Source organism: Algoriphagus namhaensis (assembly GCF_042649705.1).
GTDB lineage: Bacteria > Bacteroidota > Bacteroidia > Cytophagales > Cyclobacteriaceae > Algoriphagus > Algoriphagus namhaensis.
The window spans coordinates 753367-768495 of sequence record NZ_JBHRZS010000006.1; the positions used below are offsets into that span (position 1 = coordinate 753367).

Below are 15129 nucleotides of genomic sequence, written 5' to 3' on the forward strand. Positions count from 1 at the left end.
TGAGAAAGGTGAAAATGGGAAAGAACAAGACTACCAGAAACAACTTTTTTGATTTCGCCTATCTATTTCACCTATCCATGACCTTCAAAATACCCTATAAGCTGATAGGCTGTTAGTACGATACCTGCTATGACTAAATAGATATTTGCGGCTTTGTAAAAAGAGTCGTAACTCTTTTTACCCCTCCAGAGATTGATTACAAATATGATAGGAATAAGTGCTGCAATCTGTCCTAGCTCTACTCCTACATTAAAGCTGATAATCTTCGCAAGAATATCTGATTCGCCCATGGCAAAGGACTGTAAACGAGTGGAAAGTCCCAGCCCATGTATCAGACCAAAGAGAAAAACCATCCCAAGAAGATTGGGAGAAGAAGTTTTAAAAACCTTTTCAAATCCACCAAGATTTTCAAAGCCTTTATACAAGACGCTGAGGCCAATAACTGCATCAATCAGATGCTCATCCGCCTTGATTCCCAAGTAAGTCGCTCCGATCAGGGTGATACTATGCCCTATGGTAAAGACTGTGATGAATTTGACGATGTCTTTGAAATCTTTTAGAAAAAAGATTACCCCTCCCAAGAACAATAGGTGATCGTAGCCTGTCAGCATGTGCTTGGCCCCAACCCACACATAGGATAATAGGCCGCCACCATCCAGAATCTCTTGGTCAGCATCGCTCACATCATGCGCCCAAAGGAGCATTGGAAGCAAGCAGAAAAGCGGCAATAGAAAATATCGTAGCTTTTTGATTGTCTTATTTTTTACGATTAAACCAAAAGAACAGAATCCCCACCAGGATAAAACTTCCTATCCAAAAAACATAAGACGGTATACCCTCTTCTTCATGGGAATGCGCTTCATCCTCATGTTCATGTGGATGACCTTCTCCTATGGCAAAAGTGAGTGTGGCCCAATTCGACTCATGCGTTAGCCCCTCTTCCGAAATCTGCTCCATATAAATGGTCCGCAGATACCAAACACCCGTAGAGCTTAAAGGAACGGAGACGATCCCTTCAGAATCCGTGCGCAAAGACATGATTCCAGTGTGCTCATGCTCTTCCCCTCCCTCTTCATCATGAGAATGAGTGGTTCCATCGTCATGTGTATGTTCTTCTGTTTCTTCGTGAGAGTGGGTGGTCCCATCATCATGTGTATGTACTTCGGGTTCATCATGGGTATGAGTGGTTCCATCATCATGAGTATGTTCTTCGGGTTCATCGTGGGAATGAGTAGTTCCATCATCATGAGTATGCTCCCCGGCTTCCGCTTCATGGCTATGTTCTGCTCCGCTACCGTCATTCCCTACATAAACCAGTTGATTTGCCAATGGCTGACCTCCCCAAAGTAATTTCACCTGAAGCTCATGGCCCGGATGAATATCATATGGATTCTCCAATGGGACAAATTCTATAGGATAACCCAACACCGTATTCCAATCATCTGATAAACTCTCACCAACTTGAAAAATCGTCTTTACATGCTTAGAGTAACGCTCTAAAGCTGCCTTATCCATGGCATTATTTTCCTTTCTCCACTCCAGCTCATCCAAAACACCATCATGCTCCAGGTAGCTATTGAAAGCCTCTCCATCCATTTCAATATTTCGAGTAGCTGTAGAGACACCGGCCACATAAGTTCCCTCCTCACCCGTATTGAATCGAAGGTAGGTGATGCTATCCTTTTCAAACCACTGCGAAGAATCCGCCTTGCTGCGCTGTCCATTCATCACAAGGCTTACGTCCAGCATACGATTCCTGTCTATGACATTTTCACTTCTTTCGAAGGTTCCATTAAGTAATTGAATGGTAGAATCAGTGTTTGGCTGAAGAAAGAAAGTGTCCAGCTTCAAAAACATATCATGGCTGCATAGCACTATCGCCAGTAATAGCACTGGAATAACTCTTTTCATACGTCTGAGGAATTGGTTGATTAAGTGATTGGGTAAAAATAATAAAATGAATGAGTTAAGAAACAATCAAACTCCATCATTATTGATTCCGGCTAAATGTATGTTGATTCAAATAAGTATATCCACATCAAAATCTGATTAGGGGTTTTACATAGAAACTTACCAGCCCCCTCCAAGTGCCTTGTACAGCTCAGCATAACTGCTCAGAAGCTGCTGCTTGGTACCAGCTAGATTGAGTTTGGAGTCGAAAGCCTGTCTTTGTGATTCTAAATATTCTAAGTAACTGGTAACACCTTGATTGTATCGTTCTTCGGATAAAAACTGTGCACGAACCGCAGCCTTCACATGCGCCTCACGAGCTATCATTTCGGTTTGGAGTGATTGGATATTCACAAGCAAATTTTCCACTTCTCTAAAAGCATCCAAGACTGTCCGCTCATAGTTCAAAACAGCCTGTCTGGTTCTACTTTCCTCAATATCCACTTGACGCTGCAATGCTCCCCAATTGAATAGAGGGCCAAGAATTGACCCACCTAAATTCCAAGTGGCACCACCCGCTCCTAGACTACTGAATTGCGTACCTGCCACTCCCAGCAGGCCGGTCAATGATACATTCGGAAGTCGATTGGCTTTCGCAGCACCTACCAATGCATTGGATGCAATTAAATCTTGCTCCGCGAAAAGTATATCGGGCCTACGTGCCAAAAGCTGGCTTGGAAGGCCTTCGGGGATTTCTATTGCGATGGATTGATCAATGAGCTCAGTTCCAATTTCTATTTCCCTAGGCAGTTCCCCCACCAAGACGCTCAACAGATGCTCCGTCTGTGAGATCAATCGCTCCCAAACCGGAATACTTCCTGCTGCAATGGCACTCTGGATTTGTGCTTGATTTAGGTCTATTTCTGCAATGATTCCTTTCTTGAATCGCTCTTCGATAATTCGCTCCATACTGTCCCGGAGCGCCAGTGTTTCCCGAGAAATTTCTAACCGTAATCGGTACTCCAACAACTGAAAATATGAACTTGCCACCGTACTCACCAAACTCAATTTGGTCGCACGAAAACCCTCCTCACTTGCAATGATATTTGCTCTGGCAGCTTCATTGAGTCGTCGATACTTTCCCCAGAAATCCAATTCCCAATTCACCGCACCAAAGCCCGTGAATAAATTAGTAGTATTCCCTGCATTCCCTAGAATGAAATTTCCTCTCTCAGCACCGGCCGAATAGCCAATATTTGGAAGCATTTGCGAACGCTGAATCACCAAGGCGCTTTGAGCTTGTTGGATAATTTCGGCAGCGATCATTAGATCCTGATTATTGTCTATGGCCTTTTGTACCAAAGTGTCTAAAACGGGATCATTGAAAATCTCTACCCAGCGAATATTTACCAAGGAGTCAACTTTCAAGGTATCAACATTTACAATTTCAAACTCCTGTTGGTAGGTAGAATCCGTAAACCGATACTGATCCGCAATCTCCACTTCTACACCTTGATAGTTCTGACCCGATTTACAGGAAAAGAGCACTACTGCTCCAAAAATGATAAAGAATAGCTTTCTCATGATTTCTGGGCGTTTAATTGAGCATCTCTTTTTTCTTCATACTTCGCCAGCTTTCCGATCAGGATAAACAGCATGGGATAAAGGAATACACCCATCAAAGTGGCTACTCCGATTCCTCCGAGTAAGGCCATTCCCATCACTTTCCTCGCTTCGGCTCCAGAGCCAGATGCCAAAATCAAGGGAAGCACACCCAAAATAAAAGAAAACACAGTCATCAAAATGGGCCTAAAACGAAGTTTTGCGGATTCTACTGCCGCTTCAAAAAGGCTGAGCCCTTCATCAAACTTCATTTTGGCAAACTCTACGATCAGAATCGCATTTTTTGCCGCCATCGCAATCAACATAACTAGCGAGATCTGAGCGAAAATATTATTCAAATATGCTTCATCCATTAACCTCGCGAGGTACAAAAAGAGGAAGGCCCCAAAAAGCGCAAAAGGCGTCCCCAACAAAATCGCGAAAGGCATAGACCAACTTTCGTATTGGGCCGCCAGAATCAAAAACACAAAGAACAGCGAAAAGGCAAATACGACTCCGGCTTGGCCTGAGGAAGTCTTCTCTTGATAACTCATGGCATTCCAGCTATAAGTCATATCCTCAGGAAGTATTTCGTTGGCAACCTCTTCCAAGGCATCCAGAGCTTGAGCCGAGGAATATCCAGGTGCGGGAGATCCAGTCACTTCTGCTGATCTATACAGATTGAATCGATTGGTATAATCCGGACCAGCGGTCTTCTTCACATCCACAAAAGTGGAGACCGGTACCGATTCTCCCTGATTATTTTTGACGTAGAAAAGATCCAAACCATTTTCATTTTGCCTGTATTCGGGTTCGGCTTGAATATACGCCTTGTACAATCGTCCAAATCGATTAAAATCATTGACATAGGCTCCTCCCAAAAATGCTGCGAAAGTATTGTACACGTCACCGAGCCTCACACCGGTTTTTAGAATTTTATCCTGATTGATCTCCATAAATCGCTGGGGCACCACAGCCTGATAGGTAGTAAATGCCGAAGCAATCTCAGGACGCTCTTGGGCGGCTTGGATAAAGGCATATGTATTTTGAGCCAAATAAGCAGGATCCTGTCCCTTTTTATCCTGAATCATGATACTGAAGCCTGATCCATTCCCTAACCCTGGGATTGCCGGTGGCCCTAAAGCAAAGGCTCGACCTTCCTGAATTTCCTTAGCCAAAATTCCATTCAAGCGTTGCATAAATTCCTTTGCCGTCACTTCACGTTCTCCCCAATCCTTCAAAGTGATAAACATAAAGCCCGAGTTCGGAATAAAAGAACCCGCCAAAAGACTAAAACCAGAAAGTGCAGTGGCATATTCCGTCTCTGGCTGAGCCATTACAATTTCCTCTATCTTCTTCATCGTAACATCTGTCCGCTGCACGGAAGCTGCATTCGGAAGTTGTAAGTTTACATAGACATATCCTTGATCTTCCTCGGGTAAGAATCCTCCCGGAACCTGACTACCCAAAATCCCAGCCGCCACTAAGGTAATGATCACATAAAACACTCCTCGTTTTAATTTACCCGCCACCACTCTAGTAACCGAAGTATAGCTCTCTGTACTTCTGTCAAACCATGTATTAAACTTGCCAAAAAAGCGGCCAAGCCAACCTTGAGATTCACCCGAAGATGGCTTCAGAAGTATAGAGCAAAGCGCTGGACTCAATGAAAGGGCATTGACAGAAGAAAACAAAACCGATACAGCGATCGTAATCGCGAACTGCTGGTAAAGCTTCCCGGTAATCCCAGCCATCGCTGCCACTGGAACAAAGACCGCCACCATCACCAAGGTCGTAGCAATCACAGGCGCAGTCACCTCTCGCATCGCAACCGAGGTGGCTGTCTTGGGACTCATCCCTTTCTGCATATTGACCTGAACAGCCTCAACTACTACGATGGCATCATCCACAACAATACCGATAGCAAGTACCAATCCTAAAAGTGATAAGGTATTGATGGAGAAACCCAACATGGGAAAAACCATGAAGGCCGCAATCAGGGAAACCGGAATCGCCAAAGTTGGAATCAAAGTCGCCCTCCAATCTTGGATAAAGATAAATACCACAAAAATCACCAAAACCAAGGCGATAATTAGGGTCTCAATAATCTCTGAGATTCCTGCTCTAATAGGAGCAGTCGAGTCGAGTGACACTTCGTATTCGATTCCTTTCGGAAAGCTTAAGGCCAGCTCATCCATGGTAGTTCGAATCGTCTCAGCAAGCTCAACGGCGTTGGATCCAGGAGCTTGATAGAGAGCGATAATCGCGCATTCATTTTTATTCAGTCGAGTAAAAGCATTGTAAGCCTCGACACCCAGCTCCACTCGCGCTACGTCGCGAATGAGAACTTGGCTTCCATCAGATTCGGATCGGATCACCACATTACCAAACTCTTCTTCTGACACCAAGCGATCCGGAAGGCGAACGGTGTATGTAAATTCTGTTCCAGCAGGTGCGGGCTCAGCACCAAATTTCCCACCTGGGGCAATTACATTTTGCTCTCGGATTGCATCTATGATTTCCGTAATCGTAATTCCGAGTTTGGCAAGCCGATCAGGCTTTACCCAAATACGCATAGAATAATCACTGGCTCCCAACACATCCACTCGCCCGATCCCGCGGGTCCGAGCCAACTGATCTTTTACATTGATAATCCCATAATTACCCAAAAACTCCTGATCAAACGTGCCATCTGGAGAAGTTAGCGTAACCAGCATCAGGATATTCGGCATGGATTTTTGCGTTTTGACACCAATCCTTTTGACCTCCTCAGGCAACTTCGGGGTAGCTGCTGCGGCCCGAGTCTGGGTAAATACCGTATTCATATCTGGGTCCGTACCCAGATCAAAAGTGACATCCAGCGCTAGTGAGCCATCGTTGGCATTGGTCGAACGCATGTAGAGCATATTCTCTACCCCGTTGATTTCTTGTTCCAAAGGTGAAGCAACCGACTGCTCCACACTGACGGCATTTGCACCCGTGAAAGCTGTACTCACTCGGACCACGGGTGGCGTGATATCCGGATACTGCTCAATCGCCAGACCAAGGATGGAAATCCCGCCAATGATTACCATGAATAAGGCAATCACGATAGCGACAATGGGTCGCTTGACAAAGAAAATTTGCTTAGAATCGTCTATTTCGCTCATTTTCTTAGTCTTTGTATTGAGACTCAAATACTACTTCCTCTGGAGCGATCACCTGTCCAGCAGCTACTTTCTGAATGGCTTCCAAAACGACTTGATCTCCGGCACTCAACCCTTCGCCTACCAAGAAATAGTCACGATAGGCACCTGAAATTTGGATATTTTGCTGTACGATCTCATTGCCATCACCAACTTTAAAAACGAAAAAAGTGCCTTGAAATTCGCTTACGGCACGCTGAGGAACAAGCACGCCATTCTCCACCGTACTCATTGGTACACGAATCCGTGCAAACTGCCCAGGCCGAATCAATCGGTCTGGATTTGGGAAGGTAGTCTGAATTAAAATGGTACCAGACGTAGCATCTATCTGCCGGTTGATGAAATCAACGTATCCAACCTGATCAAAAGTCTGACCATCGGAAAGAACCAATTTTAAGGGTTTCTTGACTTCCTCATCATAGCTATGCTGCTCTTGGTATTCTCGAAAAAGAGTTAGATAATCATTTTCAGAAAGTGAAAACTCCACTCGAACGGAATCAATTAATGAAACTGTATTTAAAATGACTGGATTAGGATCGCGGCCGACAAACTCTCCGATTTTGGCATTGGTTTTACCAATCAATCCATTGATAGGAGATTTGATTTGTGTATAGCTCAGTTTGATGCCTTCAAAGCGAACTCTTGCTTCAGCGGCGCTGACCATTGCTAGAGCCGCGTCTCTTTTGGCCACCGCGGCATCCAAATCTTTCTGTGAAATGGCATTCATCTCTGCCAATGGCTTATATCGCGCCAAATCGTTCTCAGCCTGCGTAAGATTAACTTGTGCAGAAGCTAGTTCACTATTCGCCTGATTTACCCCTTCCTGAAAAGGATCCGAATCGACGGTATATAGAAGATCTCCTTTTTTTACCAATCGACCCTCCTGAAAATGAATCCCCTCTAAATATCCTTCTGCTCTTGCTCGGATAGGAATATCCACTTTCCCATAAATCTGGGCAACAAAATCCTTTTCCAAAGAAACCGATTGTGATGACAGCTTAACTACCTTGATCGGTATCGGGGGGGCCTCCTTCACCTCCTGCTCAGGCTTACACCCTAAAGCAAAGAATAAGAAAAGTACATAACTGAGTTTCTTCATAGCATATTCTATCAGGTACTGTTTTTTACACTAAATCCTTTATCGGGAAAGATAAAGTGCAAAATATTCAAAATATGCTTCATATCCACAGTGGAACTAGCGAAGACAATAACCCTGCGTAATAATTTCGGTAGCTCCTAGATGAAACTCAGTAGCCAATATCTACAGTTCGGTCAGTATTTTTTTCATGATAGCAGAATCCAGAGCACTTTTGATTCAAATGAACCGTGCAATGTATCTCCGAATTCTCCTTTTCTTCTGCTACTTTTTCCTGATCCAACAGGTGGCTTGGGGACAAACTACTTTGAAAGGTCGAGTGCTTGACGATAAAGGTCTTGCGCTTCCTGGAGCCAATATCCTGATCAAAGGAAGCTATGATGGTACCACAAGTGATGTAGATGGAAGATTTGAGTTTCAAACAAAAAAAGAAGGTTTTCAGATTTTAGTCTTTCAATTGATGGGCTTCAAGAAGGTAGAAACAACCATCGAATGTCTTGGAGAGGAAATCACCTTAGAAGAAATTGAACTGAAAGAGGAGATCACTCAAATGAATGCGGTCACCATTTCGGCTGGTGCTCTTGAAGCCTCTGATGAAAACAAGGCCGTTGTGTTACGTCCGCTGGATATTGTAACCACACCATCAGCTATGGGCGATATCACTGGAGCTTTGCAAACCCTACCAGGAACAGCCACTGTAGGAAATGATGGAAGGCTTTTCGTACGTGGTGGAGATGCCAGTGAAGTGGGAATCTATGTGGATGGTCTATTTGTAGGGAATGCTTACGGGTCGACCACCGGTAACGTACCTACACGGACACGTTTCAACCCTAACCTTTTCAAGGGCACCTTTTTCAGTACTGGTGGGTACACGGCAGAATTTGGTCAGGCCCTTTCCTCCACATTGGCCTTAAATACAAAAGATCTCTCGTTGCGAAACCAAGGAGACCTGAGCATCATGTCTGTGGGCGGTGGATATTCACATACCTTAGCCAACGAAAAACAAAGCATCACCGCTAGCGCCAACTATTTCGACCTGGGACCTTACCAAAAGTTGATTAACCAAAATTTCGACTTTGAGCGCCCCGCTTATGGCTGGGATTTGGAAGCTGCAGGTCAAAAGAGCCTTAAAAAAGGTGGCCTGATCAAAGCCTTGGTTCGAACTGAAGCCGGAGGACTGAGCCTGTGGCAACCACAGCCCGGTATAGATGGCAGAGGAGTCCTGCTCGACTTGAACAATTCCTATACTTACGCCCAAACCAATTGGAAGAATGCATTTGCCAAGGGATGGACACTTTTCGGTGGCGCATCCTACTCTCACAATGTGGATAACTTAGGATTTGACAGCTTAAAAATCAAAAATACAGCCAATACACTTCATGCCAAAACCTATTCAGTGAAAGATTTTTCGGATCGGGTCTCCATGAAGCTAGGTGTTGAATACTTTCAACAAAACTACAGCGAAGCACTTCCTGAGATGGACCTGACTCGCAACTTTGAGGATCAGAGAATATTCGCCTTTACAGAATGGGACTGGTATTTGAGCTCTAAATTAGTATTCAGAGCTGGTTTGAGAGCTGGGCGGAGTAGCCTAAATGAGCAGACTTGGCTCGATCCAAGATTCTCTTTTGCCTACCAACTTTCAGAGACAAGTAAGGTATCGCTAGCAGCAGGTTTCTTTAGCCAAATGCCTGTGGATAACTATCGGGTTTTGAATCCTGAATTACAGAATTCCACTTCAAATCATCTGATCGCAAACTACTTTTACCAAAAGGAGGGAATCACATTCAGAGCAGAGGCTTTCTACAAATCTTATAACCAACTGGTCACTTTAGAAGGGGATCCGATGAATCCAAGTTTTCTAGAAAATGGAGGCGAAGGCTACGCTCAAGGATTCGATATTTTCTTCCGCGATCAAAAATCATTCAAGAACACAGACTATTGGGTGACCTATAGCTTTGTGGATAGTGAGCGGCAATTCGATCAATTTGAAGCTCGAGTTCAGCCTTCTTACGCTCCAAGACATAATTTCTCTTTGGTAGTAAAACATTTCATCAAACCATTGAAGTCGCAACCTGGAATCTCTTTTTCGATGAATGATGGGTTCACCTACACCGATCCCAACCAGCCGGGACAAATGAATGCTAAAACGAAGTCTTTTCAGAGCTTGAGCCTTTCCTGGAGTTACTTACCAAAGCCAAATCTGATCATTCATTTTGCCTGCACCAATGTACTGGGCAGAGATAATGTATTTGGCTATAACTTCAGTCAAACTCCAAATGGAGATGGTGTTTTTACATCGCTCCCATCTGGCCAAGTGGCGCCAAGATTCTTGTTCGTCGGGGTTTTCCTTACCCTATCAAAAGACAAAACAGCAAATCAATTAAACAACCTCTAAATCAATACAATTATGAAAACTCACACATTAACCCTCATTTTAGCTCTTTTTAGGATTAGCTTTTCATTCGCCTCTGACTATGAGGAAGCGATGAAAACCCAACTTTCGGAAATGAAAAATATTCAATCAGACGCTGAAGCTCAGCAGGTGAAAAATGGATTTTTGAGAATAGCACAAGCGAATATGACCGAATGGCTACCCATGTATTACGCTGCGCTCGTACAGACGGAAGCAGCTCTACGCTTCGAAGTGGATAAGGACGCATACTTTGAGGAAGCGAAGGAATATTTGAAAATTATCAAAGATGCAGGTGCTGCCAACTCTGAGATTACAGCCTTAGAAGGTTATATCTTGATGGGCATCGTCGCAGTGGACCCAGGATCGAGAGGCCAAAGCTTAAGCCCACAAGTTTTACAACTTTTTGGAAAGGCCATCGGACAAGACCGCAATAATCCTCGTGCCGTATATCTCATGGCCCAAATGGAAGGTGGAATGGCCAAATTCTTTGGTCAAGGACCAGAAAAAGCATGTGGAATGGTTAAAATGAGCCTAGACTTGTTCGAAAAAGAAGCCGAAAAAATTGACGAAAACTACCTCTTACCTTCTTGGGGATGGGATAATGCGAAAAAAATGTATGCAGAATGTAACTAAACCAACTTAATTGTTTACAATTTAAAAAAGAGCCGTATTCTAAAATTAGTAGAGTATTGGCTCTTTTTTGATAAATTCAAATCCATGTCTAGTAGCTCCCGTCCACATGCCATCAATTCCGAGCACGCCCTTTGGGTAAGTGTCCCAAAATTTATCGGGATAAATTTCTTAATGGCATTGATTATAACGATTACTTTTTGCCCTTCCTGCATTACCTCTTTGGAAGGTATTGGTGAGCTTCTAGATGAATTTATTTTTGTTTTTCTATTCTCATCAGTTCTAAGTTATGGAGGAAGCCAAGTGGATTATTTCTTCGACAAGAGATTATCCTGGGTGGAAAAGCCTGTGCAGCGACTGGTATTCACCATTGTTAGCTATATGGCCTATACCTTCATTGCTTCCTATATTCTTGTTTTTGGAATTTCCTTTTTTATGGGTCAGTTCACACTTGACGATATTCCCTGGGGACCAATCGTACAGGGTACTCTCAACCCGATGAAATTTGCCTTTATCTTTATGGCCATTTTCACGACCAGATCCTGGCTAATGGAGTGGCGAAAATCAGCAATCGAAGCTGAGCAACTTCGAACAGAAAAAATCTCCAGCCAGTATCAAACCCTCAAAAATCAGCTCAACCCTCACTTTCTGTTCAATTCGCTGAATGTTCTTTCCAACCTCGTCTATGAGGATGCCGACAAGTCCGCTGCCTTTATCCAAAAGCTCTCAAAAATCTATCGCTATGTGTTAGAAGTACAGCAGGAAGAGCTCATACCTTTAACACAGGAATTGGATTTTGCGCGAAATTATCTGGAGCTTCAAAAACTGCGATTTGAAGAAAATCTGGCCTTCAATATCAAGGTGGATGAAAAGCAAGACGCATACTTGCCACCACTTTCGCTACAGCTCCTACTCGAAAATGCCATCAAACACAATGAAGCCAGTAAATCCAACCCACTATTTATCCAGATTTTTCAAGACGGAAATGACCTAGTCATAGCAAATACCTACCAGCCTAAAAGGCAGCAAGTGGAAGAGTCTGCTGGAATAGGACTCAAAAATATTGAGCTTCGCTATGAATTTTTAGGAAAGCGACTTCCTTTGATCATTCATTCCGATGACGAATTTGTTGTACGACTTCCATTAATTGAGCTGAACTGATGCAAATCCTGATCATCGAAGACGAAAATCCAGCAGCGGCCAGACTCAAAAGGCTGATTGAGCCTCATTTTCCAGGTGCACAAATTCATGGAAATCTAGATACGGTAAAGTCCTCTATGGATTGGCTGAGAACAAACCCTGCCCCTGATTTGATTTTTTGCGATATACAGCTTGCAGACGGAATAAGCTTTGAGATTTTCAAAGAAATCCCGGTTAGTTCCCCAGTTATTTTCACCACCGCCTTTGATCAATATGCCATACAGGCTTTTAAAGTCAATTCGGTGGATTATCTTCTCAAGCCCCTTGATCCTGAAGCGGTGGAGCAAGCAATCAACAAATTCAAAAGCACTCGATCTCAAACGGAGTTGGATTTGTCGCAGATCCAAGCACTTTTAGCACCACCGCCTAAAGCTTATAAAAGCCGATTTCTAGTCAAATTTGGAGAAAAGATCCAAAGCATCCCCGTAGAAGATGTGGCATTTTTCTTTAGTGAGTCCAAAGTCACCTATCTTCAAACTCATGGTGGCAAACGCTTTATTCTCGACTCCACCATGGAACAAACCGAGGGCATGGTGGATCCGAAACTTTTTTTTAGACTCAATCGGAAATTTCTCGCTACGATCACATCCATTTCAGACATTATCACCTACTCCAATAGTCGCCTAAAAGTGATCTTGACCAATTGCCAAAATCAGGATATCTTAATCAGTCGGGACAAGGTCGCAGACTTTAAGGATTGGCTTGATCAATAGATTTTAATTAACCCGAAGAATTTGCAATCTTAGCTTTCATGGAGCCGAACTCAGATGTAGATAAAAAACAAGACGAACTTACCTGGTTAGAAAATCTGCAGCGAAATAGTTGGGAGCCAGAAGTAATTATTTCAGGTATCATTCTGGCATTTCTTTTTGCTTTCCCGTCAAAGATTTACGCCTTTTCTGCAATGCTGGTTCAGGAAGTAGGCATGGCTTTTCTCGGGGCCATGTTGGTGCTTCTTTACCTTAGCGCAGTGATTAGTGTTTTCAAGATTTTCTTCGTGGTCCATTTGGTACTACGATTTATCTGGGCGGGACTTCTTGGTTTGAGCTATGCTTTTCCCAAGGGCGTGATCAAAGAGAATCTTTTTAAGATATCTAGAGACTACAATTATCGGAAACCAGCTGATATGGTTTTAGAAATGGAGCGCACTTGCAGCATGACATTTGCCTATCCCATTTCTCTGGTTTTTGTGATTTTGGTCTTCACCACCTATTTAGGAATACTCCTTTTTCTTTATGTCATCCTGGATGTAAATTTTTTCATTATTTATCTCACTTTCATGCTCAGCGTCATAGGATTTTACCTTCTCATGATTTTAGGGAAAAAATCCAGAATCAAAGAGAGATATGGAGGAAGCATCATGGCATCAGTAAGTGCTGTTTATCAAAGTAATATGGGCAAATGGTTCAGTATCTGGTATGGGTTCGGGATTTTTGTGCTCTCCACCCCCCTGATTTACAGCGATGTGCGTGATTTTTCACTCTTTTTTAATGAGACTAATTTGTTGGAGAATGAATTGAAATGGCCTAGTAAAGACCTTTCATACATGGAATATCATGATGAATCTCGCAGGTATCCTCGTGTATTTTTGGCGAGTGAATTTGTAGATGGGGATTTGTTAAGATTAAGTATCGCCAGATACCAAGGCGATGAAAAATTTATTGAGGATCTGAAAAGTAATTTCAAAACTGAACTGGACTCCCTAAACTGGCATAAGCTGGAAGATACACCAGATATCTATAGATTTATTGTCAATGATGAAGTTCTAGAAGCTGGCCCTTGGCGTCGGAATAGAATTAACGTGACTGATCAGAAAGTATTTGAAACAGTCATTCCGATCGGACACTTACCCGCAGGTACCTTTACCTTGAAGGTAGAAAAACTAATGGTAAACTATAATTTATTCTCTAATAAGCCTGAAGAGATTCGCCTTCGGAAACAATGGGATGAAATTGATTTTATCAAAAAGTAGATTTCTCACCTTTTTATAAAAATCATGAGAAAAACTTTAGTCTTATCCCTGATTTTGATTCTCGCATTTTTTTCTTGTGAAAATTCGTCACAAAAAGAAATGCCTGTTTTGGAGCTTAGCGATCTAGTAAGCGATACGCTCTACCTTGAAAAAAGCCCCTTGACCAAAGAGCTAGGCTATGACTTCAGTTATTTCGAAGGTGATAAAGAGGCCCAAGTACTTAAAACTTTTATTGCAGAGACCTTGTATGAATATAGCTTTCCGGAAGGAAGGCTACTCCGTACCCAAAAGTATGAAAGCGAAGGGCCAGATGGAATCGGAGCCTTTGTCCAAGCCTTTTTCATCGAAGAAGATGTCATTTGGTTTATTTCAAATCTAGAGCTGATTAAAGCTGATCTCTTTGGAAAGGTCTTGCAAAGACGTGAACTTCCTGAGGCAGAGGAGTCGCGCCAATCTGCAAACTATAGCACACGAATGGGAGCGAACATGTATAGAGATGGAGCCACACTTTTGATTCCTGATGTCCCTTTTGTGCTCAACGAAACAGTCATTCAGTATGAAGATTGGATTCTAAAATATGATACAGATTTTTCAACCTACTCCTATCTTTCATTTACTTGGCCTAAAGAATACCAAGGACTGCTGAATGATGCGAATTTTAGTAGATACAGGAATAGCTATTCCCCAGATACAAAAGAAATGCTGATCTCCTTACCGGCTAGTGATTCACTACTTGTAATCGGAAAAGGGGGAAATTTCAAGGTATTTGCTGGAGTGAGTGAACCCATGAATTTTCTAAAGGGGGAGGTCACTCAAGAGGGTGAATGGATTGTTTTCAACTCAAACAACAATACTAGCCAATACGGTGGGATTTTTTGGGCAGAACAAGAGGAGGTATACCTGCGGATGGTGGAAGTGATTCGTGATACCGAGCAAAACCGAGATGATGGTTTATTTCCCCTCACCAAAATGGTGGTTTTGGACAAATCACTAGTAAAAATTGGCGAGGTAATCATGCCATTTGCTACTGGAGGATTTAATACACCCAGTGGCTTTTACTTATGGGTAGGCTACCCAAAGTCAGAGGATCAAGTGGGATATGTAAGGCTTGATTTCTCAAAGTTCAGGGATTGAGAGA

General features: G+C 43.0%; 11 protein-coding genes. 6 read left to right on the top strand and 5 right to left on the bottom strand.

Annotated elements, in window-relative coordinates:
* Positions 1–71: 71 nt before the first annotated feature.
* From ACFOSV_RS06825 to ACFOSV_RS06845, 5 genes are all read right to left on the bottom strand, one after another.
* Positions 72–728, bottom strand: coding sequence for a HupE/UreJ family protein (locus tag ACFOSV_RS06825; protein ID WP_377904722.1), 657 nt, complete (start codon positions 726–728; stop codon positions 72–74).
* A 28-nt stretch (positions 729–756) separates the two neighbouring features.
* A complete protein-coding gene (locus ACFOSV_RS06830) occupies positions 757–1911 on the bottom strand; it encodes a DUF4198 domain-containing protein (RefSeq protein ID WP_377904724.1) in 1155 nt (384 codons plus the stop codon).
* 159 nt (positions 1912–2070) lie between these two features.
* Positions 2071–3474, bottom strand: coding sequence for an efflux transporter outer membrane subunit (locus ACFOSV_RS06835; RefSeq protein ID WP_377904726.1), 1404 nt, complete (start codon positions 3472–3474; stop codon positions 2071–2073).
* Positions 3471–6641, bottom strand: a complete 3171-nt coding sequence (locus tag ACFOSV_RS06840; RefSeq protein ID WP_377904728.1) for an efflux RND transporter permease subunit — start codon at positions 6639–6641, stop codon at positions 3471–3473. The genes ACFOSV_RS06835 and ACFOSV_RS06840 overlap by 4 nt, the downstream gene beginning before the upstream one ends.
* Before the next feature lie 4 nt (positions 6642–6645).
* Positions 6646–7776, bottom strand: a complete 1131-nt coding sequence (locus ACFOSV_RS06845; RefSeq protein ID WP_377904730.1) for an efflux RND transporter periplasmic adaptor subunit — start codon at positions 7774–7776, stop codon at positions 6646–6648.
* Between the two features lie 187 nt (positions 7777–7963).
* Here ACFOSV_RS06845 and ACFOSV_RS06850 point away from each other — a divergent pair, with 187 nt between their 5' ends.
* From ACFOSV_RS06850 to ACFOSV_RS06875, 6 genes are all read left to right on the top strand, one after another.
* The gene (locus ACFOSV_RS06850) at positions 7964–10171 is read left to right on the top strand and encodes a TonB-dependent receptor (RefSeq protein WP_377904732.1); all 2208 of its coding nucleotides are present in this window, start codon (positions 7964–7966) and stop codon (positions 10169–10171) included.
* 12 nt (positions 10172–10183) lie between these two features.
* Positions 10184–10822 carry a hypothetical protein gene (locus ACFOSV_RS06855; protein ID WP_377904734.1) on the top strand — a complete coding sequence of 213 codons (639 nt, stop codon included), beginning with the start codon at positions 10184–10186 and terminating at the stop codon, positions 10820–10822.
* Positions 10823–10906: 84 nt separating this feature from the next.
* A complete protein-coding gene (locus ACFOSV_RS06860; RefSeq protein ID WP_377904736.1) occupies positions 10907–11980 on the top strand; it encodes a sensor histidine kinase in 1074 nt (357 codons plus the stop codon).
* Entirely contained in the window at positions 11980–12732 is a 753-nt protein-coding gene (locus ACFOSV_RS06865; protein WP_377904738.1) for a LytR/AlgR family response regulator transcription factor, read from the top strand. The genes ACFOSV_RS06860 and ACFOSV_RS06865 overlap by 1 nt, the downstream gene beginning before the upstream one ends.
* A 38-nt stretch (positions 12733–12770) precedes the next feature.
* A complete protein-coding gene (locus ACFOSV_RS06870) occupies positions 12771–13991 on the top strand; it encodes a hypothetical protein (protein WP_377904740.1) in 1221 nt (406 codons plus the stop codon).
* 24 nt (positions 13992–14015) lie between these two features.
* The gene (locus tag ACFOSV_RS06875) at positions 14016–15125 is read left to right on the top strand and encodes a DUF4221 family protein (protein WP_377904742.1); all 1110 of its coding nucleotides are present in this window, start codon (positions 14016–14018) and stop codon (positions 15123–15125) included.
* Positions 15126–15129: the final 4 nt, after the last annotated feature.